Origin of the sequence: Shewanella frigidimarina (assembly GCF_003797125.1) — a bacterium.
Taxonomy (GTDB): domain Bacteria; phylum Pseudomonadota; class Gammaproteobacteria; order Enterobacterales; family Shewanellaceae; genus Shewanella; species Shewanella frigidimarina.
Window position 1 is genome coordinate 591984 of sequence record NZ_RKKE01000001.1, and the last position, 23022, is coordinate 615005.

Here is a 23022-nt window from a genome sequence, read left to right on the forward strand (position 1 = left end):
TAGGATATTTTGGCTGTCATCATATTCAGCTGATATTCAGCAAATATGATATAGACTGTCATTTAAACCAAGTGAATAGTCAGTACGATAGCATGAGACTATGCAAGCAATAACCTTGCTTGCCCATAACGATTTACACCATAAATTAGATTATTCTAGGTCGTCATCTAACGTAAATAACTAAGGACAGCCGTCACCTATGCAGCCAAAGCCACTACTCAGCATTGCTACCACAGGCGAACAGATACTGACTCAAATTGCTGAGCCAGTGACGGTGTTTGACGACGCATTACATACCTTAGCCGATAACATGCTCAGCACTATGCTAAATGCAAATGGCGTCGGTATTGCGGCAACGCAAGTGTTCAGCAACGTAGCAATGTTTATCATGGCGTCAAATCCAAACGAACGTTATCCCGATGCGCCATCAATGCCTCCAACGGTAGTCATAAACCCACAGATTCTATCGGCATCTGCCGCAACAGAAGCTGATGTAGAAGGTTGCTTATCCATTCCAGGTCAGCGGTTATCTATTGCACGACACAGCGAAATAGAAGTACAGTATCAATCGCTTGATGGTCAGTTACATCAACAAACATTAACGGGATTTGTTGCGCGTATTTTTCAACATGAATATGACCACCTGCAGGGTATTACTTTACTTGAACGGGTCAACATCATGACACCTCAGATACTGGTGCCACAATGTTAAGAACATTCTGTATTGGGTTGACTATCAGTCTTGGCCTATCTGGTTGTGCCTTTAATAGTGTGTTTGTTAACTATCCATCGCAAATAGCGCCATACAAGCAACAACTCAATAGCGATTCACCAACAGCAAAAATCACTGATTTGGCCGACAATATTAGCGGCAATGATGGCTTACTTTACGCCCAAGAATCTGGGCGTATTATGCAGATTGCGGGTGACTTTACTGGCAGTAAAACCTATTACCAGCAAGCCATTGACGATTACCAGATTTTCGATGATAAAGCCATCGTGAGTGCGAGTAAGTTAGGCGCTGGGGCAAGCAGTATTTTACTCAACGATAATGCCATTCCTTACCGAGGCCCAGGTTATGAGCGCATTATGTTGCATCAATATCAGGCGTTTAATTATTTATTTAGTGGTGATGCTCAAGGGGCATTAGTAGAAGTTCGCCGAAGTAATGAACTGCAAAGCATGGAACAAGCACGCTATCAGAAATCACAAAAGTCAGTGCAAGACATGGCCAATGGCACCATTGACGCGCAAGTAGCCCAATTAAGCAAAGAAGCCGGCAATGTCACCAGTTCATTTCTAAACGCTTACAGCTATTACACTACTGGTTTGTTGCACGAACTCGCCAGCGAGCCTAATGATGCGTTTATTGATTACCGAAAAGCAGCACAAATTACCCCAGACAATGTGTATTTACAGCAAGATTTAGTCCGTTTAGCTAAACAACTGGGGATGCCTCAATACGACGAGTTTAAACGTCGTTGGGGAGATGCGGTAATGCCTACACCCGATCAAGGCCAAGTTGTATTTATTATTGAACGTGATTTTGTACCAGAAAAACAGAGTATTACGGTACCTTTTCCACTTAACGGTAATATTCAATCAGCGTCATTAGCGACCTATCAGCCACAACGTCTGTTAATGAATAACAGCCAAATCCAAGGATTAGGCACGCCACTAACAGCACAAACCATTGCTAACATTGACGCGCTAGCAATTAATGCATTAAAAGAAGATTTACCTGCTGCGCTGTTTAGACAAGCAGCAAGAATTTATGCTAAATACCAAATGAATCGCAGTGTACAAAGCAGCAGCCAACGAGCCAACAATCAAGTAGATGCTGCTGCGATGGTAATGCAAATATTTAATGTTATCACCGAGCAAGCCGACCGTAGAAGTTGGTTAACCCTGCCTCGCCAGGCTCAAATTGCTCGACAATTTATCGATGCCGGCAGCTATAATGTTCGCTTAAATAGCAGCCAAAATGTAAATATTGACGTAAAACCAAACCGTACAACATTAATTTGGGCAATAGAGACTGGAAATCGTACCCGTTTTTATTCGATAATCATCTGATAGATGATAATTGCTTATCAACTGTCACTCATCACCAATGGAATTTACTATGAAAAATTTGAAACTGATATTTGTATTAGCTGCAGTAATGGGGCTGAGCGCCTGTCAATCTAAAGTAGAGTATGGTGACGCGACGGAAGTCGAAACCGTTAACGAAAACTTCGGTTCAACTGATCTGCAAGTCATCGCCGCAAAAATGGTCGACAGCATGATGGCATTCCCACCAGTAGTGGTAATGACACAGAGCAACCGCCCGATTGTATTTGTGGACAAAATTAAAAATAAAACTTCTGAGCATATTGATACAGAATCAGTGACCGACACCATTAGCAATAAGCTATTACGCTCTGGTAAGTTCCGTTTTATTGATATGACTAAGGTTGATACTGTACGTAAACAACTTGATTATCAAAACAATGCTGGCATGGTAGACCCATCTACGGCAATTAAATTTGGCCGTCAAATTGGTGCGCAATATATGCTTTATGGCAACTTATCAAGCATCGTTAAACAAGATGGCAGCACCAAAGATGTTTACTACAAAATGACCATGCGGTTAATGGATCTTGAAACTGGCCTAATTGAATGGTCAGATGAAAAAGAAATCCGTAAAATGAAATCAAAGTCTTTTTTAGGCTTATAAATCACTACTCATAGCACTAAAGCCGACATTGTTGTCGGCTTTTTCATACATCTAATAAAAAGTTAGGAACACTAACGTGAAATTGTTATCCACTGAATTGTTTAGTCCTCGGGTCATCAAAACCAGTCTCATTGCATTATGTTGTGCTAGCGTTGTCAGCTGTAGCAGCTCACTTTCAACAGCATCCTTACAACGGGATGGCTCTGCCTATATCAGCCAGGTGCAAGCACAAGCAAGATCCAGCGTAGTATCAAATGCACAATATGAGCTAACTTTCTTTTTAAGTGAGCACAGTCAATTTAGTGCAAAGTCAATTGTCCACTTTGACTTAAGCAGCGTGCCAAAATCACTCACCCTCGACCTTAACAAAGCCAATATTAAGCAATTTATTGTTAACGGAACCAAGGTATATCCTAATTACAATGGCGCTTATATTGTGTTAAATCAAAGTCTATTGGTTGATGGTCACAACACTGTAGAAGTTGAATTTACTAGAGAACACAGCACCAATGGCGAAGGCTTACATCGTTTTGTCGACCCAGTAGACAGTAAAGTTTATTTGTATTCACATTTTGAACCAGCAGCCGCTCAACAAATGTTTGCAGTATTTGATCAACCGGATCTTAAAGCAAGTTATCAAATTAATGTCCATGCACCCAAAGATTGGCAAGTAATCAGTGCCATGCGTGAAACCAATGTGGTTGACCAAGGCGATACTAATTTATGGACCTTCCCTGCTACACCCAAATTAAGCCCATATAACTTCTCTATGCATGCTGGTCCATATCATGTTTGGGAAGATAACTCAGGCCGTTATCCGATGCGTTTATTTTCGCGTCAGTCTGTTGCCAACCAAGTCACCCCTCAAGATTGGTTTACCTATACCAAACAAGGTTTAGACTTTTTTGATCGCTACTTTGGCATTGCTTATCCGTTTAAAAAATACGACCAAGTATTGGTGCCAGACTTTTTATACGGCGCCATGGAAAACGCAGGAGCAATCACTTTTTCTGAAGACCGTTTCTTATTTAATGCCAAGATGACGGCCGAACAAAAAGAACGTTTAGCTGGCGTTATCATGCACGAAATGGCGCACCAATGGTTTGGCGACTTAGTCACCATGAAGTGGTGGAATGGCTTATGGTTAAATGAAAGCTTTGCCTCATTTATGGGCACCCTTGCTACCAGTGAAGCCACTGAATTTAGTCATGCATGGCGCACCTTTTATGCCTCTGGTAAACAAGCTGCATATCATCAAGACAGCTTAGTCACGACTCACCCAATTGAAGTGCCTGTGGCCACCAGCCAAAATGCCTTTGATAATATCGACGCCATTACTTATCAAAAAGGCGCATCGACTATCAAACAATTGCGTCATTTACTCGGCGAAGAAACCTTCCGCCGTGGAGTGAGCCAATATTTACAACAATACAGTTATCAAAATGCTGAGCTTAATGACTTTATCGACAGTCTAGCCAAAGCCAGTGGCCGTGATTTGTCTTTATGGACCAAAGAATGGTTGTACGCAGCGGGGGTGAATACCATCAAAGCTCAGTACACATGTCAGCGAGGTCAAATTGACTCATTTGGTTTAGTGCAAACATCTGATGATGAAGAACATCCAACACTACGTGAGCAACGAGTACAACTAGGGTTGTTCAATAAAACTCGATATGGACTAGAAAAACAACAAGTGATTGCAGTGACATACAAAGGCGCTTATACCGGGGTTGATGAGCTAATTGGCGAGGTTTGTCCTGATTTAGTTTATCCAAACTATGATGACTGGGGATTTGTGAAAGTAGCACTAGACTCTAGCTCATTTAACACCGCCAAGCAGTCTCTAGGCCAAGTTACCGATCCGCTATTACGCTCTATGTTGTGGCAAAGCATGTGGGACAGCGTCATTGATGGTAATACATCATTGGATCAGTTTTTAAATATCGCGTTAATTAATGCGCCACTTGAAAAAGACTACACTATTTTAGGTCAAGTACTTGGTAATATGCAGCGTGCTAAGAACTATCTCGATTTAATGGCGCCAGCTAATGCCGCTTACAACAGTAAGATATCTAAGGCGCTTAGCCAAATGAGCCTGCGGATGAGCATGGAAAGCTACCGTAATAGTGATTTCCAACGCCGCTGGTTCGATGCTTATATTAGTTTATCTAGCCATGGTGATGCGTTAAAACATATCCAATCGTTACTACAAAGCAAGAGCCATATTAAAGGGTTAAGCATAGATCAAGACTTACGCTGGGCGATGATCCGCCAGTTAAGCCGTTATGATTACGGTGATGCTCAGGCGCTACTTGCCAAGGAAAAGCATCTTGATCAATCTGACTCTGGTGAAAAAGCCGCGATTGCAGCCGAGGTTATCCGTCCGCAGTCATCGCTTAAACGCCATTGGTTAAATACCATTGAAAACAATGACAGCATGGCGTTCTCGAAAATTCGTGTCGCAATGTACAATATCTATCCAGCTGAACAAAAGCTATTAAGTGCGGCAACCGCAGAGCAACGCTTTGCCAACCTAGCGTTAATGGACGATAAAGGTCCGGTGTTTATGCGCAGTTTTGCGGCGCAATTAATTCCAACCGATTGTAGTGCAGCAAATATAGATGCTATTAGTCAGGTTTTAGATACACAAACAGGTTTATCAAAACTGGCAAGACGTGCGCTACTTGAAACTCGCCAACAAGAACAACGCTGCGTGAAGATCAAACAAACATTACAGTAAGCTTATCCAAAACAATGGTAAATCAATTGAGTTAAACCAAAAAAGCGCTGATATTTATCAGCGCTTTTTATTAGCATTTATAGAATGGGCTCATCGCACTGCGCGTTAGTAGCCATCAAGTTCAATAGCTCATGAATAAGCATCACCATTACCACTCACTAAGTGCGCACGCAAAAGCTCATCATCACTGGAGCATGGTCGGTACTGTCGCTGTCGCGTTCATAGTCAGGCCGAACTAGATGACGATCAAATGTTTTATAATCAATGATATGAGCGAGGTTTTGCTGCTGAGTCGGATTAAACTCACTTGAGACTAATATATAATCGAGCACCGAACCACTGTTGCCATAGTAATGTGTCGGCTGTCTCGCTGGATGCGGTTGCTCATCCACTAATGCGCTTGACTCAAATTCATCTTGGGCCAATGTTGCATTACATTTGGTCGCGTCGATAAACAACTCATAGCTGTCAAACAAACTGCTTTGCTGTAACTCAGCCATCAATGAGGTTTCACCCAGCTTAGCCAGCCCAGGGTCTTCAATATCACTGCGATACACGCGTAATTGATTATTAAATGCCGCTAACAGTTCGCTGCCCATGGTGTCATTAAAATCCCCCATCAGCATAAAAGGCTGCTGAGTTTGTTGTCGTCTCATCAGCATTTGATGGCACAGCAATGCTGATTCACTGCCGCGCTGTAAACTGGATGCCCAACGTCCTAAGACTTGCCGTGCAACAAAATCAGCACCGCCATGTAAGCCACTTTCACTGATATCGTCACGACTCACGCCACTGCGTTTAGACTTAAGATGAATGACATAGCAATCGCATGGACCAAACACCGGTAACTGTATGGTTGCTCTTAACGGCTTACGACTAAAACTAAATGACTCAGCTAGACCTAACTGGTTGATCCATTGCGGATCGGGGCTAACATTAGCCGAATCAATAATAGGATACTTCGATGCTATCGCGACCACTGGGCTACGATACACATAGTCACTGACGACCTCTGGTAAATCTAGCGCCACAAAATATTTATAACCCAAAGACTCAGTCAACCTAGCTAATGCATCAGGGCTAAACACTTCTTGGAAAGCAATAATGTCAGGTTGGTTGTGGCTAATAAACTCACTTAACCATGCACATTTTTTTTGCCATTGCTTATCACTGTAGATGTTTTCAAAATCGTAGTAAGCGTAAGGTGGTTCAATAAAGTTAAATAAATTAATGCTTACGACACTGAATGTAAGCTCGGGGGATGGAGCGGTTGATACATCGTTTACGTCCAAAATATTTTGCTCTCTGTAAAACTTATATTAAGGGTACTGACAACATTGCTATTTGTCGAATTTAACTCCCTATCAACTAGGGATAATGCACATAGATAAAATAACCTAAAAATAACTGAACCTACTTTCACAAATACGCGTAATGCATAACAGTTACAGCTTAAATAACATCTGATTGATCACCTGATACAGCAAGACCCGATGTACTAGTACAATCATCCTCCGTAAGACCCTTTTGGCTTATCCCTCACCCTGATAAGCCATTTTTTTACGGCATTGTTTATAGCGCATGCGCTTATCGAACTATATTGAATAGGAGTATATGATGGTGTCACACAATGCAAAGAACAGACATGTCTGCCGAACAATACAAATAGGCATTGCTGCTGGGGTTTTATTTTTAATTGGCCAACCCGTTTGGAGTGCCAGTGAGGACAACATGCTATTTCACTTTACTGATCCAAGCCATTTTACAGAGTGGAACATCAATAATGACACTGTGATGGGCGGTATTTCGCAAAGCCAGATTAAGCAGAATAAGCAGCAATCGTTAATATTTTCTGGGCATGTTTCCTTGGCAAATAATGGCGGATTTGCATCGACAGAATCAACCTTTTTACATCAAATTGCCAGTGCATCATTACTCACTCTCACGGCTAAAGGCGATGGAAAAACATATCAAATCCGGTTAAAAACACCGAATTTGTCTTATGGTGAAGCCTATGTGGCTAACTTTGATACTCAAGCTGATACACTCACTCAACATACTTTTACCCCGGCAGACTTTACTGTCAACTTTAGAGGGCGAGCGGTCACGAATGCACCATCATTAAACTTTGAAGATATTGATCGTATTGGTTTTCTCGTTGCACAAAAACAACAAGGTCCATTTATAATTGAGTTACACTCGGTACAGTTTGACCGATAAATGCGTTAATACATAAGGGTATTCATTGAATTTACCAATACACATAAAAGGAATTATTTTCGACTTAGACGGCACCTTAGTTGAGTCCAGTTTAGACTTTGACTTAATTCGCCAACAAATTGGTTGCCCTAATGGTATAGACCTCCTTAAATACGTCGACGAGTTAAGTTGCAAAGCCACTAAAGCCAACGCAAACAAGATTATTCTTGAGCATGAATATCAAGATGCTATTAGCGCCAAACCAATCAAAGGCATGACCGAACTAATTAACGCTATTGAAGCGGCAAAATTACCCACTGCCATAGTGACTCGTAACAGTCTTGCAGCCAGTGCAATGAAGGTAACACAAAATAATATTGCTATAGATAATGTACTAACCAGAGAACACTTCCCAGCTAAGCCCGCACCCGATGCGTTACTGGCCATAGCAACAGAATGGCACATTAATCCGCAGCATATAATCTATGTTGGTGATTACTTGTACGATATTCAAGCGGCTAATAACGCGGGCATGATTGCCTGTTTAATTAATCATGGCATTGAACGTGATTATCAATATTTAGCCGATATAGTCATCGAAGAATTGAGCCAACTGCAGACATTATTAATCAATAACTCAACGAGCGATTAACGCCAGTAATAACGTTAATAATACTTAAGAGTGACACAATATGAATATGAATATGAACCCAATTCACCCTAAAAAATTATTGAATAGTAAGTGGACCAAAGTTAACGTGGTTCAAAAATTGAAGCATTTTACTGTGGCTAAAGTGGAGTATGACGAGCAACAAAACGTGGTTGAATGTTTTATCCGTGCAGAAATGAATGCCGAAGAATTTTCAATTGACTGGCGCGATCTTAAAGATCCGCAACTGTGGAAAATTGGCTGGCAATAATCTACTGTAAACGATGATGTTCGTAATGCTAACTTGTAATAAAAAAGTGACTCAAGCAGTTAGTCTTGAATCACTTCAATAATATCGCATTAGTTGTTAATACATGAGCGTAGGCTTATTCCGGCCTTAATATTTCTATTCTATTAATCTGAACTGTAGCGTTTCCAAACCCCAATCAGATAACATTACATCCTGAATTCGTTGGCCATCGCCTTCGCTGCTGCACCCCCACATTCTAGCACACGTCTGCCCAGCGATATTTGATCCGGTACCTTTTGAAGTGTCAGGTAGCATATGATTTAATTGTGCGATATGTGAGCCAAACATGTCTTCAAATGTATCCATCTGCACGTCAATAGTTTCCATTTCACCTTGAGGAAAAACAACCGCTGCCGTTTGTATATTTTTATCAGTACCTTGAGGATTTAATTGAACAACATCCTGCGAAATCAAAGCGTAAAGTTTGCTAAACGGTAAATCTTTAGTTGATTCATGTAAGTAAAGTATTTGCCCATAATTTCTGGCTGCTAAATTATTTTCTTCATAAGCTCTAGCAAGGTATTGATCTGCAAGTGCCAAATCTTGTTCTACCATGCCACCACCTAAATATATTTTACCTAGCAAAAATGACGACTGTGCGTGACCCAGTTTTGAAGCATACTTTAAAAAATCGATACCCTCGTCGACATCTTTCAAAGGAGTATCTTGTAAATATAAAACACCCGCCTTATATTTTGCGTCCAACACACCATACTTACCTGCACGTCGGTACCATTTCAACGCCATGTCTAAATCTTTATCAGTACCATAACCAGAGTAATATAATTCACCTAACATGGCCATTGCTGAGGAATGGCCTCGTTTAGTTAAAATGCGGTAGGCTTTAAAGTATTCAATACATTCAGACGTGTTGCACTCAGGCAATTGGTTTGCTTGGCTTTTAAATGGAGCGAAAGCGAGAAAGCTTAATATTAAGCTCAAAATAATAGCATTTTGTTTCATCATGTTAAGTCCTTTTTATATACGATTCATTACTATTAGCATTTATATATAAAATGTCTATAGTAATTATGTCTATAAAAATAACCGTACGTTATATCTAATATTATCAGTCAATTATCAAGTTGTTCTGCAAAGCAATCTAATACTTCAATAATATCAACTTCCAAATTGCGATTGAAATCAGCCCACGGCTGGTGAATATGCTCAAATTAGATCAATTTACCGCACACATCAATTGTTCAACCAAATCGAGTGGCTTCAAATCGATTTAATAACCGATGCATCACATAACACAGTAATAATGTTGCCACGATAGCGACTAAGATACTGCTTATTCGGTACAACGCACTAAAAACTAAGTCATTATCTGGAGTTAAATATTGACCAAATAATATCCCTAAGGTGGTCATAGCACCGAATCCCACACCAGAGCCACTCGCTTCTCTCACGTGTACTTGGCTAAACAACATTAAGCCTATCCACAATAGTGGTATCACAAAAATCAATAATCCGGACCAATCATAGAGTAACCCTTGTCCCACTAAGCCAAAAGTCACGCCAAACAAGGTGCCGATAGCTCGTTTGCGGGCATAACCGAGTGCACCATTCCAATGCATTGGGAATAACAATAACAAGGTGGTGGCTTGAGCAGACATAGAATCACGTAAGTTAAAGACCTGAAAAACCACAAATGATGCAGTTGCAATAGATGCTCCGAGTAACGCTTCATGGCGCATACGGTTAGGCACTTTAACCACCGCAGCAACTGGCGTTCTTGGTTCAACATCGGGCCATAGAGCCGTCATAGCATAAGCAATGACGACTGATGCTGCCGTCGCCCAAAAATTACTAAAAATGAGATTATTAATATCGACACTTGGATAACTGGCAAAGTGCAGCATAATGCTTAAGCTGATAACCCCATTAGCGCCAAATAAAAACAAGCTACCGCGTGACATTGCTGCAAAACGATACAAAAAAAGCACAAACACAATAGGTAGTATCACCCCTGGGTGAGCACCAAATAAACCGCCTAAAATTCCTACTTCAATCCCAGACATTACAGATGATGCCAACAATTGCCTCATCGCATGGGCATTCATCACAGGGACTAAACCGAGCAATAACATTGGAGTGACGGTAAAAAACACACCATAACTGAGATCGAAAAACTTGCATATCGCAAACCCTAGCGTGGCGCCTGTTGCAATGCGTAAACATTGACGTAAATCGTTTTGAGTCAAAGGACTATGGCGTAATAACATATGAAAAACCTAGGGCATTGATACAAGATACAGCACGCTAAATGAATAACCTGCTGCATTGTCTTGAGTGTGATTTGATATAGTGATTAGTAACAAGCAATATTGAGCTTAATGGCGACGTTAATAAATATAATGCAGTGTGCTGATAACCTTGATTTGAACCTTAGCTAAGAAGCCAAGCAAACCACTATTGGGGACTAATTGCACCGTTGCACGTGCTCCAGCAGGTAATGCATAAACGCCTTGGTGGTCAAGTTCAAGGTGTAAACGTAAACGCTGAGCATCACGTACCCAACGTACAGACTCTTGCGGATCAGCTAAACGGCCATTTGCATCAAATTGCCCGGCACTCACACCAGCATCTACGGTACTCACTTTGGCATGATACAAACGCCCAGGTTGACCATCAAAAGCAATAAGTGCAGTTGATTGTGGCTCAATACCTCGTAAACTTTTTTCTCTAAAGTCAGCAATAATATCAACGGTTTCTGACACCACAGCCAATAGCGGCTGACCGACAGTGGCAAAGCTGCCGACTTCTAACTGTAAGTTGGTTACCACCCCATTTTGATCGGCGCGAATTTGAGTGTAGGACAGGTTTAACTCTGCTTGAGCCAAACGGTTTTTAGCTTGACGCACTTTTAAATTATCTTCGCCATTGCGTCCACGGCTTACTACTAGCTTAGTTAAGCGTGCTTTGGCGGCAAGTAAGTTAGCTTTAGCCGTAACGGCATCACTTTGAGCTTGATCGGTTAACTGCTGCGATACACCTCGAGAAGCGTACAATGCATCAAGGCGTTTTGCTTCACTGTTTCTCTGCTGTGCACTACTTTGATTTGCCTGAACATCTGCTTTGGCAGCAAGTATCGATGCATCAAGTTCGGCGTTATCTTGTTTTGCTTGCTCTAACGCCAATGTAGCCTGCTCAGCCGCTAACTCATAAGGGGCTGAGTCGATGCTAAATAACACATCACCTTTAGCCACTAATTGGTTATTTTCGACTGCAATAGAAGCAATTTTACCACTGACTTGCGGTGTTACTTTAGTGACCATACGTGTTGCCATGGCTTGCGGTGTCATTGGCATTACAGCGTCGGCAAACATAAAGTAACCAAACACCAACACAAACATAAAAATTGCGATTTTAACGAGTCGTGCAAATTGTTGATCTGGGGTCATATTGTTTCTCATTCGTGAATTTTTTTGTCTTGTTCAGTGTTCTTATGCAGCGCAGCAAGAGCGTTATCACTGATCAGACTGATGACACGTTCAAATTCACTTAATTCTTGGCTGCTAATACCGGCTAATAAATCACGACGAACCAACATAATGCGGCTTTCCATCTGCTTAAGCATCTCAATCCCTTCAGAAGTTAAACTGACAATGCGTGCCCGTTTATCTTTTTCGCAGCAACGGCGTTGCACATAGCCTTGCTCTTCTAATTGATTAAGGGTGCGCATTAATGATGGCAATTCAATTTCTAACGCATCTGCAAGCACCTTTTGGCTAACGTTATCGCCTAAGCGCAGCAACTTCCACAGTGCAGTCCAGCGAGGGTGAGTTAACCCTAATGGTACGAGCTCCGCATCTGCAACTGTGCGCCATAAGCGGTGCAATCGACCTAAATTTTCAGCTAGAGACAGCTCTTTTAATCGCTCTAATTCTTTATACATAATCAATGGCCATTTAGTTAGCGTGCTAAGCATTGTAACAACTTAGCATGCTAAGTAAATAGTTGATATTAATTATTCCATCAAACCTCTGCAGAGTGAAACTAATTTATTGATAACTGAGACTAAAAATGATCAGTTTTGATTACATATTCTATAAAGAATAAATCTTAAATAGGTATGAGTGTTATTTAGACAAGGATGACTTACATCACGTTATTAATGTGTCATTTTAACACTTAGTGTCTTTTTAACAGCTATCTACAACTGTTAAAAAGACACTTCTCGAGTAGAGGAGAAAAACAAAACAATATAATATCAACAGTTTACAATAAACCAAAAGTTGGCACGACTTGTGTAATGCTCTGCTCATCTGTATAAAAATGACTTTGCGCTAAGAGGACTTATGAGCAAAAACAAACTCACCGGCATTGCACTACTCATCGTGCTTGTGGCTTCCTTCACTGTATTACTCAGTTTAGGTAGTGGCATATATCGAGAAAAACCCCCTATTCCAACGGCGTTTACTGACACCAGTGGCCAACCAATATTTACCGAAAATGATATTGAGCAAGGCCAACTTGTATGGCGCTCAATGGGCGGTCATCAATTAGGATCTATTTGGGGTCATGGCTCTTATGTGGCACCAGACTGGACTGCTGATTGGTTGCACCGTGAAGCACAAGCTTGGTTGTCTATTACGGCTAAAGCACGTTTCAATCGTGATTTCGCAGAACTCGACTCTGAACAGCAAGCAGGGTTAGAAAAAGCCCTCAGAAATGATATGCGCCATAATACGGTTGTCGAAAGTGCAGAGGATAAAACCTATGTTACGCTTTCAAACACCAGAGTTGCGGCGATAAATGAAGTGACTCAACACTATTTATCACTTTTTGGTGACGATCCTGCACTGTCATCACTGCGCGAACAATATGCAATGAAAGAAGGTACTATCACCGATGCTAGCCATCGTGAACTGCTAAATGCTTTCTTATTTTGGGGCTCATGGGCAGCGGTAACCGAACGTCCTGGTTACGATTATACTTACACCAATAACTGGCCATATGACCCACAGATAGGTAATTTACCGACTTCAGATAACATAGTTTGGTCGGTGTTGAGCGTAGTGACATTGATTCTTGGTATTGCCATGTTGATTTGGCACCATGCTTGTTGCAAAGAAGAAGCATTACCAGAACCCGCTAAAGATGACCCATTATTTTTCACTAAACCTACGCCATCGCAAAAAGCAGTAGGTAAATACTTTGTCACTGCGATTGGACTGTTTTTACTGCAAATACTGCTTGGTGGAATTACGGCACACTACGCGGTTGAAGGCCAAGAGTTTTATGGTTTCCCTTTATCTGAAATTCTGCCTTATTCGGTCACTCGAACTTGGCATACTCAACTTGCAGTATTTTGGATAGCCACAGCTTGGTTAGGCACTGGCTTATACATTGCCCCGGCACTCTCTGGTTACGAGCCGAAGTATCAACGCCTAGGGGTGAACATTCTTTGGGGCGCGTTAGTTGTTATCGTGCTTGGCTCTATGGCCGGAGAGTGGTTGGGTGTTCAGCAGTATTTTGATCTAGACATGAACTTCTTGTTTGGTCACCAAGGATATGAATACATCGATTTAGGCCGCGTATGGCAAGTATTGTTGCTGGCAGGTTTATTAATTTGGTTAGCGTTAGTCACTGCTTCAATGCGCCCAGCGTTAAAAGTCAGCAACGACATGCAACCGGTTATTTGGGTGCTATACGCTTCTTGTGTCGCCATTGGCTTATTTTATGGTGCAGGCCTGTTTATGGGCAAACACTCTAACCTAGCGATTGCAGAATACTGGCGTTGGTGGGTGGTCCACTTATGGGTTGAAGGCTTCTTTGAAACATTTGCGACATCTGTAATAGCATTAATGTTAGTTCGCTTAGGGCTTATCCGTGCTCGAAGTGCCAATGGTGCGGTATTGTTCTCAACCGTGGTGTTTTTAACCGGTGGCCTAATCGGTACTTTGCATCACTTATACTTTACCGGTACTCAAACATCAGTCATTGCTTGGGGAGCGATTTTCTCAGCACTTGAAGTTGTGCCGTTAGCATTAATTGGTTTTGAAGCGATGGAAACCTATCGTTTACGTAAAGCCAGCCCTTGGATGGAGCGTTATCACTGGGCGATTATGTTCTTTGTGGCGACTTCGTTCTGGAACTTAGTGGGCGCTGGTGTATTAGGTTTCTTAATTAATCCACCTATCTCGCTATACTTTATCCAGGGCTTAAACACCACGGCAACCCATGCTCACGCGGCATTTATGGGCGTGTATGGCATGCTAGGTATAGGGTTGATGTTATTCTGTTTACGCGGATTAACAGGTAATATGCAATGGAACCACAAATACCTTAAAGGCGCATTTTGGACCTTAAACATCGGTTTAGCAGCAATGGTGTTTATGTCGCTACTGCCTGTTGGTATTGTGCAATTCTTTGCTGCAATCGATCACGGTTACTGGTATGCCCGTTCACCTGCTGTTATCCATAGCGACTTAGTTGAAAACCTCGTGTGGATGAGAATGTTCGGCGACATTATCTTCAGTATTGGTGGATTATTAATGGCGGCGTTCTTATTTGACCTTATTAAGAAGGCCATCGTCAGCAAAGGTGCTAAAGCGAAGCAAGCTGGTGCATTAACGATTAACTAAGTATGCATTGATAAACGCGCTTTAATAAACATCATCAGGGGCCTTTATGGCCCCCTTTTTTATATACAATTTGGCCTTTGCCCTTGTTGTTATATTCACACTTGTCATAATGACATCAATTTATTGTTAACTGGATTTTGACATGGCATTGAGTCAAGCAGACTTAACCCGTATCGCACTTGATATTACCGCTAACTTATCTAATCGAGACCGTTTTTCACGTTTATTAACCACGGTAAGAGAAACGCTCGATTGCGATGCTGCGGCGCTATTATCATTCCAAGGTCATCAATTTACCCCTTTAGCAATTGATGGGTTAAGTGCTGACGTACTTGGACGGCGGTTTATTTTAAACGAACATCCGAGGCTTGAAGCCATTGCTCGAGCAGGAGATATTGTCCGTTTCCCTTCCGATAGCGAGCTTGCGGATCCTTACGATGGCTTAATCCCCAATGTCGACGGCGACTTAAAAGTGCATGCCTGTATCGGCTTACCGTTATTCGCTAACGAGCAACTCATTGGCGCACTCACCATCGATGCACTCGACCCAAACAAATTTGATCAATTCACCAATAATGATTTACGCAGTTTTAGTGCTATTGCTGCGGTTTCTTTAAACAATGCATTACTGATAGATAAACTCGAAAAACAAGCCAACAATTTTACGATTCCGGATACTAAACCATCAGGGCAACTGCATGAAGAAACTGAAATCATCGGTCAAGCGGATAACCTTCTATCTCTGCTTAATGAAGTCAATGTCGTCGCAGCAACAGAGCTCAATGTATTGATTTTAGGAGAGACCGGTACCGGTAAAGAACTAATAGCTAAAGCCATTCACCAAAACTCTGTGCGAGCCAATAAGCCGCTAGTATATTTAAATTGTGCCGCGCTGGCTGAATCCGTTGCCGAAAGCGAACTCTTCGGTCATGTCAAAGGGGCCTTTACAGGCGCAATTAGCCATCGTAGCGGCAAATTTGAAATGGCCGATAAAGGCACCCTATTTTTAGATGAAATTGGCGAATTAGCACTTAATTTACAAGCTAAATTGTTGCGAGTACTGCAATACGGGGATTTACAAAAAGTCGGTGATGATCGTAGCTTAAAAGTGGATGTTCGTATTATTGCTGCAACCAATAAAGATCTTAAAAGCGAAGTATTAGCCGGACGATTTAGATCTGATTTATATCATCGTTTAAGCGTGTTCCCGGTTATGGTTCCGCCGCTAAGAGAACGTCAACAAGATATCCATTTGTTAGCCGGATTCTTTATCGAGCGCTATCGGCAACAATTACACTTAGCCCATTTGGGGTTAGAGCCTTCATCACTGCAATTACTCGAGCAATATGATTGGCCTGGTAACATTAGAGAACTTGAGCATGCCATCCATCGAGCTGCGGTATTAGCCAAATCACAAAGCCAAAAAGACGGTATATGCATCATTAAAAATAGTCATTTTGAATTTGCACAGCCATCGTCCACTGCTATACATTCAAACAAAAATCTTCAGCTTAAACAGTCGGTAACATCTTTACCACAAACAAGCTTACGTGATGCAACAGACCAGTTTCAAAACCAATTTATCCAACAGATATATAGTCAACAAGGGAGTAATTGGGCTGCAACCGCACGCCAATTGCAAATCGACTCGGGTAACTTACATAGGCTAGCTAAACGCTTAGGATTAAAATAAAAAAAGTGAAAAAAATCAGTTGAAATATTAGACGTAATAAGTGACGATGCGCCCTAACCATCTATACAAATGATCTGTACTAATTATTTGTACTAAATAGTCAAACTTAGCAAGATATTGTAGTCTGACTAATATGACGCCTGTTTTGGAATGATATAATCCTTATGATAAATTCGTTACGCTCTACTTTACTTGCTGCGACAGCCATTGTGTTAAGTTTTTCGAGTGCTGCTGTTGAATATCGCCTACCTGCTGAAGGCAGTAATTTAGTAGGTGAAAATCAATATTATGTTGTTCCTGAGGGGAAACTAACCTTAGAGCAAATTGCTTCACAGTTTCAGCTAGGGTTGACTAATTTATTAGAAGCTAATCCAGGTGTTGATCCATTTCTACCTAAACCGGGTAGCACATTATTGATCCCGCATCAGCTAATTCTACCTAACGCTAAAAGAGAAGGTGTGGTCATTAACTCTGCCGAGATGCGTTTGTATTATTATCCGAAGGGTAAAAATACTGTCGAAGTATTGCCTATTGGTATTGGTCAAATTGGTAAAGACACCCCTGAAAATTGGGTAACAACAGTACAACGTAAACGCGCTAATCCAACTTGGACACCTACGGTTAATATTCGTAAATCATACGCGGCTAAAGGGATAACATTACCGGCTGTATGGCCAGCAGGCGCTGACAACCCAATGGGTTTATTCGCCCTTTATGTCGGTAACTTGTATGCGGTTCACGGTACTAACGCCACGTTTGGTATTGGTTTACGGGTAAGTTCTGGCTGTGTTCGTTTACGCGATGAAGACATTGAACATTTATATAATAGCGTACCGGTTGGCACACGTGTTGAGTTTATTAACCAACCGATTAAAGCCACTGAAGAACCTGATGGTAACCGCTATTTAGAAGTTCATGAGCCACTGTCACGAACTCAAGCTGAATTTGATTCGTTAGAACCAGTAGCACTATCATTCGATAAAGCCATGACTCGCTTTGTTGCTCACCCAGACACTGACTCATTTACATTAAAACGATTACTTGAGCAACGTACTGGAATGCCAACTCGGATTAATCCATAAGCATTAATCCATAAGACATAAAGATGTTTGGATTTATGCAAACATAACAAAAAATGGCTTTGTTAATTCAGTAAACACTGTGATTAACAAAGCCATTTTTTATATTAGCTTGATAGTTATTCTGAACTCGAAATAAGAAATCTGGTTACTTATCGGGTGTAGTTATCGTCGACCCATTCTGCTCAATATTATCGCTATCACTCACATTCTGGCTATCCCCCAATGCTTCACTGGTTTGTGCTAATGCATGTAAGTCTTCCATCGCAACGTTAATATCACTCTGACCAGCATTAATTAGCTCCTCGGCTTGTTCAGAAAATGAAGTCTGTTGATCCATTTCTTGCAGTAACGCGGCGGCATTTTCTTCTGTCACGCTCGATTCTGCAAACGGATATTGCTGGGTATTTGCTTGATTCATGTCAGTAGATGCTGCTTGAGTGCGATTTAACGCAGAGCTGATTGTCGGCTGCATAATCATAGCGGTAATAATCACAATAGCTGCTGCCGCCAAGCTAAGTTTACCTCTAGAAATTGGCGTTTTGTTATCCGACATTGAAGACGTTTTCCCTTGACTGGCTAAACGCTCGCTATCAACTTGAGGTAACCCCGACGATTCAGGCCCTTTAGTGCGCATGCCGATAAATTGACCGCCATCATAAATCTCCATTTGATGGCTCGACACCTCACCTTCAACAATACCTGAACTGACAATAATGAGTTTATTACAATGTAATTTACCTTTAAATAAACCAGACACTCGCAGCTCTTGGCAAAAAACTTCACCTTCAACAACACCACTAGGCTCAATTTTTATTTGATCGGTTGAACTGATTTTACCCTTAGTTTGGCCCGCTATCATTGCAGGGCCCTGGAGGTGCATATCACCTTCCAACGCCATATCGACACCAATATAGGTCATGCCCTTATTTTTATTATTCATTTTGGGTCCTTGTTAGGGGTAGTACTCTAGGTTAATACTTTTGGTTAATCGATTGTTATTTTTATCACCAGAGCTTAAAGGAAATGCACTTCATAATAAAGTAAGTCGTTAATGGTATACTACCCAGATCAACAATTTACCCTAAGTACTATGTCGCCATTACAAGTTTACCAACAACGTCTTCAGCAAAATATTGTTGATGATCCTGCGCAGCAGCAAGCCATACTCGCGCTAGATGTGCTTTATCAGCAATGCCTATCGGTTAGTCAAAATAGCCGTGGCTTATATTTATGGGGCGATGTCGGCCGAGGGAAAACCTTTTTGATGGATCTGTTCTATCAAAGCTTGTGTAGCCAGAGTCTGTGCGATCAAAATATCCCTAACTCAAAGCCTCAAGCAGATAAAACCGTATTACGCCTGCACTTTCATCGTTTTATGGCCATGATTCACCAGCAATTAAATCAAACATCGGGGATCCGTGATCCATTAACTTACATTGCTAAGCAAATTGCGGCTAAACATTCTGTTATTTGTTTTGATGAGTTTTTTGTTGCAGACATCGGTGATGCTATTTTACTCGGTCGATTATTTGAAACCTTATTTCAATCAGGCGTCACCTTAGTCGCAACCTCAAATGTACCGATTATTGACTTATATAAAAATGGTTTACAGCGCGATCGTTTTTTACCCACTATCGATCTGCTCTTGCAATATACCCAATCGATTCATTTAGACGGTCAAATCGATCATCGCTTACACTCTAGCGCCGCAACGTCAACAACATCAGCCCACTGGTTAACATTACCGTCGACAATAACACCTCAAGCGGTGTTTACACTTTTGTGTCAACGATACCCACAACCTAATGCCAGCATAGCAAATACATCTGACTCAATTAAAATTTGTCAGCGTGCTATTGCCATTGAGGCTCAATATGGACAACTTGCCTGGTTTGAATTTTCAGCGTTGTGCCAAGGGCCGCGTTCGGCATTGGATTACATTGAATTAGCCGGACGATTTAGCCATGTATTACTCAGCAATGTGCCTAGATTAGGCGGTGAAGTACGCAGTTGGATTAAAGCTCGCGGCACTGAAGATGGCGCACTAGCAACCACCACTGGCGAGCGACAACTGGCGTATGCCAGTGAAGACGATCCGGCTCGCCGCTTTATTAGTTTAGTGGACGAACTGTACGATCAAAAAGTGATGTTAATCCTCAATAGCGACTGCAACTTAGAAGATTTATATGTCGATGGGGCATTACAGTTTGAATTCAGACGCACTTATAGTCGCCTTATTGAAATGCAACAATGGGCGTAAATAGGCCTGCGGTACTGAAATAAAGCGCTTAACAGGCCACTCTGTGATGTAGCTTATGCTGCTTGATAGTTTTCAACGTCACTAAATCGACGCAAAAAGTTGTCAAGAGCATCATTGGTTGGATAATCGAATTGGTACTTATTGTGAAAAAATACCGTCAAGCTAACCTGAGCATCAGCTAAGGTAATGGTATAACCATCGTGATCCGTTTGCGCACTAATACCGCATAACCAATAATCATGACCATGATGACCGTCTTCAAGCGCCCGCTTTTCACCATATTGCGTGACTTTGTTAAACACTTTCAATGCGCGGTGAATATCAATTTCATTTTTCATATCATGCTCTGCTATTAATGTTTTGCATTGTCATTCAAGGATACTATACGCCAATTGCACTTAATAGATCAGCGAAGAACAACATGATAGATCTGCAAAGCACAAAACAATAGATCAACCCTGAGTCGGTCAGTCTACTTCGGCAGTATTTTTTCGCTGAAAACATTTCCCTTTGTTAACACAACAAGGCAGAATCGCGATACTTTATAACAGACAGAACCTATACCATGCCTGATATTGTGATTGCCTTTTTTGCCCTCGGTTTGCTTGCCGGGTTGATAAAGTCTGATTTAAAAGTCCCTAAAGCGACCTACGAAACCCTATCTATCTTGCTTATGCTGACGCTAGGACTAAAAGGTGGCATGGCACTGCATGGTGAAACAGCCAATTTAGCAATCTCCGAATTACTGTCTGTTATTGCACTTGGGTTCATTATCCCGCTTAGCCTTTATCCTCTACTGCGAAAATTAATTCAATTACCGCAAAAAGAGGCCATTAGTATTGCAGCCCATTACGGCTCAGTGAGTGCGGGAACATTTGCCGTGGTGATGACTATGGTCGATCAATCTCAGTGGCCTTTACGACCAGAAACAACGCTGTATCTAGTACTCCTCGAATTGCCTGCAATTATTATCATGCTATGGCTACACCGTTACCTACAAGCGAAGGTAGCTGGTGATAGCAAGCACTCTTCGGCTGGCAGCGTATTGCACGAAGCACTGACAAGCCGCGGAGTCGTATTACTCTGTGGAGGGGTGATAATAGGCTGGATATATGGCACTAGCGGCATGGCACCGCTCACACCAATGTTATTGGGTGGTTTTAAAACGTTATTAGCACTGTTCTTATTAGAAATGGGGATTAGTACCGCCAAAGTATGCTTTCCCATCCCTTACAAACAATGGCGCTTATTGGTATTTGCTGCGGTAATTCCATTTGTTCTAGCATGGGCGGGTATCGGCTTAGGGGTGTTACTTGATTTACCATCTGGCAGTATATTGGTGCTTGCAGGCCTTAGCGCGAGTGCGTCTTACATTGCAGCACCGGCTGCAATTAAGGCAGCAATACCAGATGCTAATATTGGTTTAGCGATGTTGGCATCACTTGGGATAACCTTCCCGATAAACGTATTAATTGGCTTACCTATCTATCAAATGTGGATAGAACAGATACTAAGTTGAACATTAATACACTTATAACCGTGCCGGTAAATCGATGTTAACGGCTGTTGTTAACGGCTGTTGTTAACGGCTGTTGTTAACGGCTCTTGTCAACAATGGTTGTTAGCGTTGATTTAATTCGCGACGGATGTGCAAATGAATAATGGTTGCGGCAAGTGTATTATCTGCAGCAGCTTAGCGTTCTTATCGCTTATCGAGTAATTTTCATATGAATGATAAGTAAACCAATATCATCAGCCGAATCATCGCTATTTCACATCAATTTGAGTTCTCTGGTGATGTTTTTCTTTATCGACAAACATGGCTTTATCCACCTTAACCAAATAATCATTTAACGATAATGACTGCCTGGCTTGTCGATGTGCCACGCCCTTACTGTACCTTAAATGGTATGGTTTACCGCTTTGCAAATTATGTTGATTAATGCACTGTTGAAAACGCTGTAATACACTATTAACGCTGACTTCATCGCTTTGGCTCAGCATGACCACAAATTCATCACCAGCAAAGCGGGCAATAATATCCGATTCGCGAAAGCTGTCGATCAATAAGCCAGCAAAAGTCTTCAAGGCTGTATCACCTTCTTCATGGCCAAACTGGTCGTTAATTGCTTTAAAATAATCTAAATCAAAGAAAATTAAACACGTTTCAAAACCAAGCCTATCACCGTAAGCAATCGCTTTATGAGCAAGTAATTCAAAGCCGCGACGATTAGAAATACCGGTTAGCGCATCTAAGGTATTTTGCTGTATCGACAGTAGCTCTTCTGCGACAATTTTACCCAAGTCTTCTAAAGCAGCTTCATCATCTTTAGAGAAGGATCTCGGCTTGTCATCAATAATGCACAAAGTTCCGACCCTCACACCATTGGGCATAGTTAACGGATAGCCGGCATAAAATCGAATATTAGGTGCCGCCAACACAAGAGGGTTATCGGCAAAACGTTCATCTTTTAGCGCATCTGGCACAACTAATACATGTTGTTGATTAATAGCATGGCCACAGAATGAAATATCACGCCGTGTTTCACATATATCCAACCCCTGCACAGACTTGAACCATTGGCGCTCGGAGTCGATTAAACTCACCACACTAATCGATACTGAAAACAATCGTTTAGCCAACCGAGTGATACGATCAAAACGCTCTTCAGCGATCGTGTCGAGTACGTTCAGCCCTCGAAGTGTTTCGAGTCGAGTGTATTCATTGTCAGGTATCGGTCCAGCAGCATTAAACAACCTACTTAATCAAAATAATA

At 41.6% G+C, this 23022-nt stretch carries 20 protein-coding genes; 12 read left to right on the forward strand and 8 right to left on the reverse strand.

From position 1 onward, the window contains the following. The first annotated feature begins 199 nt into the window (after positions 1–199). The 4 genes from def (at position 200) to pepN (ending at position 5459) form a co-directional block, all read left to right on the forward strand. Complete coding sequence (def, locus tag EGC86_RS02615) at positions 200–712, forward strand: peptide deformylase (protein ID WP_123776539.1); 513 nt, start codon at positions 200–202, stop codon at positions 710–712. Beyond that, a complete protein-coding gene (locus tag EGC86_RS02620) occupies positions 706–2076 on the forward strand; it encodes a COG3014 family protein (protein ID WP_123776540.1) in 1371 nt (456 codons plus the stop codon). The genes def and EGC86_RS02620 overlap by 7 nt, the downstream gene beginning before the upstream one ends. Positions 2077–2125: 49 nt before the next feature. After that, a complete protein-coding gene (gene lpoB, locus EGC86_RS02625) occupies positions 2126–2719 on the forward strand; it encodes a penicillin-binding protein activator LpoB (protein WP_174839654.1) in 594 nt (197 codons plus the stop codon). A 76-nt stretch (positions 2720–2795) separates the two neighbouring features. Then, on the forward strand, positions 2796–5459 hold the full coding sequence (gene pepN, locus EGC86_RS02630) for an aminopeptidase N (RefSeq protein WP_123776541.1): 2664 nt from the start codon (positions 2796–2798) through the stop codon (positions 5457–5459). A gap of 158 nt (positions 5460–5617) precedes the next feature. Here the strand turns inward: pepN and EGC86_RS02635 are convergent, their stop codons facing one another. Beyond that, positions 5618–6751 carry an endonuclease/exonuclease/phosphatase family protein gene (locus EGC86_RS02635; RefSeq protein WP_123776542.1) on the reverse strand — a complete coding sequence of 378 codons (1134 nt, stop codon included), beginning with the start codon at positions 6749–6751 and terminating at the stop codon, positions 5618–5620. Positions 6752–7073: 322 nt separating this feature from the next. Here EGC86_RS02635 and EGC86_RS02640 point away from each other — a divergent pair, with 322 nt between their 5' ends. From EGC86_RS02640 to EGC86_RS02650, 3 genes are read left to right on the forward strand one after another with little or no spacing between them, the layout of a single operon-like run. Next, positions 7074–7679 (forward strand): CIA30 family protein, encoded by a 606-nt coding sequence (locus tag EGC86_RS02640; protein WP_123776543.1) that lies wholly within the window; start codon positions 7074–7076, stop codon positions 7677–7679. Positions 7680–7704: 25 nt separating this feature from the next. Further along, on the forward strand, positions 7705–8310 hold the full coding sequence (locus tag EGC86_RS02645; RefSeq protein ID WP_123776544.1) for an HAD family hydrolase: 606 nt from the start codon (positions 7705–7707) through the stop codon (positions 8308–8310). Positions 8311–8362: 52 nt separating this feature from the next. Further along, positions 8363–8578 (forward strand): TIGR02450 family Trp-rich protein, encoded by a 216-nt coding sequence (locus EGC86_RS02650; RefSeq protein WP_041413713.1) that lies wholly within the window; start codon positions 8363–8365, stop codon positions 8576–8578. Between the two features lie 135 nt (positions 8579–8713). On the opposite strand, the gene EGC86_RS02655 is transcribed toward EGC86_RS02650, so the two are convergent. The 4 genes from EGC86_RS02655 to slyA form a co-directional block, all read right to left on the reverse strand. After that, positions 8714–9583: a tetratricopeptide repeat protein gene (locus EGC86_RS02655; RefSeq protein WP_123776545.1), complete on the reverse strand. Its 870-nt coding sequence runs from the start codon at positions 9581–9583 to the stop codon at positions 8714–8716. A 236-nt stretch (positions 9584–9819) separates the two neighbouring features. After that, on the reverse strand, positions 9820–10845 hold the full coding sequence (locus EGC86_RS02660) for a DUF2955 domain-containing protein (RefSeq protein WP_102037281.1): 1026 nt from the start codon (positions 10843–10845) through the stop codon (positions 9820–9822). Between the two features lie 120 nt (positions 10846–10965). After that, positions 10966–12024, reverse strand: a complete 1059-nt coding sequence (locus EGC86_RS02665) for an HlyD family secretion protein (RefSeq protein WP_123776546.1) — start codon at positions 12022–12024, stop codon at positions 10966–10968. Positions 12025–12032: 8 nt separating this feature from the next. Continuing rightward, on the reverse strand, positions 12033–12518 hold the full coding sequence (gene slyA, locus EGC86_RS02670; protein WP_123776547.1) for a transcriptional regulator SlyA: 486 nt from the start codon (positions 12516–12518) through the stop codon (positions 12033–12035). Positions 12519–12921: 403 nt separating this feature from the next. Here slyA and EGC86_RS02675 point away from each other — a divergent pair, with 403 nt between their 5' ends. The 3 genes from EGC86_RS02675 (at position 12922) to EGC86_RS02685 (ending at position 17985) form a co-directional block, all read left to right on the forward strand. Continuing rightward, positions 12922–15210, forward strand: a complete 2289-nt coding sequence (locus EGC86_RS02675) for a nitric-oxide reductase large subunit (RefSeq protein ID WP_123776548.1) — start codon at positions 12922–12924, stop codon at positions 15208–15210. Between the two features lie 142 nt (positions 15211–15352). Further along, positions 15353–16903: a nitric oxide reductase transcriptional regulator NorR gene (gene norR / locus EGC86_RS02680; protein ID WP_123776549.1), complete on the forward strand. Its 1551-nt coding sequence runs from the start codon at positions 15353–15355 to the stop codon at positions 16901–16903. Positions 16904–17070: 167 nt separating this feature from the next. Next, a complete protein-coding gene (locus EGC86_RS02685; RefSeq protein ID WP_041413714.1) occupies positions 17071–17985 on the forward strand; it encodes a L,D-transpeptidase family protein in 915 nt (304 codons plus the stop codon). A 145-nt stretch (positions 17986–18130) separates the two neighbouring features. Here the strand turns inward: EGC86_RS02685 and EGC86_RS02690 are convergent, their stop codons facing one another. Then, positions 18131–18925: a polymer-forming cytoskeletal protein gene (locus EGC86_RS02690; RefSeq protein ID WP_123776550.1), complete on the reverse strand. Its 795-nt coding sequence runs from the start codon at positions 18923–18925 to the stop codon at positions 18131–18133. A 111-nt stretch (positions 18926–19036) separates the two neighbouring features. On the opposite strand from EGC86_RS02690, the gene zapE reads away from it, so the two are divergent. Continuing rightward, on the forward strand, positions 19037–20245 hold the full coding sequence (zapE, locus tag EGC86_RS02695) for a cell division protein ZapE (RefSeq protein WP_123776551.1): 1209 nt from the start codon (positions 19037–19039) through the stop codon (positions 20243–20245). 53 nt (positions 20246–20298) lie between these two features. Here the strand turns inward: zapE and EGC86_RS02700 are convergent, their stop codons facing one another. Next, positions 20299–20583: a DUF3081 domain-containing protein gene (locus EGC86_RS02700; protein WP_011638697.1), complete on the reverse strand. Its 285-nt coding sequence runs from the start codon at positions 20581–20583 to the stop codon at positions 20299–20301. 227 nt (positions 20584–20810) lie between these two features. Between EGC86_RS02700 and EGC86_RS02705 the strand changes: the two genes are divergently transcribed. Further along, positions 20811–21764, forward strand: a complete 954-nt coding sequence (locus tag EGC86_RS02705; RefSeq protein ID WP_011638698.1) for a sodium-dependent bicarbonate transport family permease — start codon at positions 20811–20813, stop codon at positions 21762–21764. Between the two features lie 248 nt (positions 21765–22012). Here the strand turns inward: EGC86_RS02705 and EGC86_RS02710 are convergent, their stop codons facing one another. After that, positions 22013–23002, reverse strand: coding sequence for a GGDEF domain-containing protein (locus tag EGC86_RS02710; protein ID WP_123776552.1), 990 nt, complete (start codon positions 23000–23002; stop codon positions 22013–22015). Between the last annotated feature and the right edge of the window lie 20 nt (positions 23003–23022).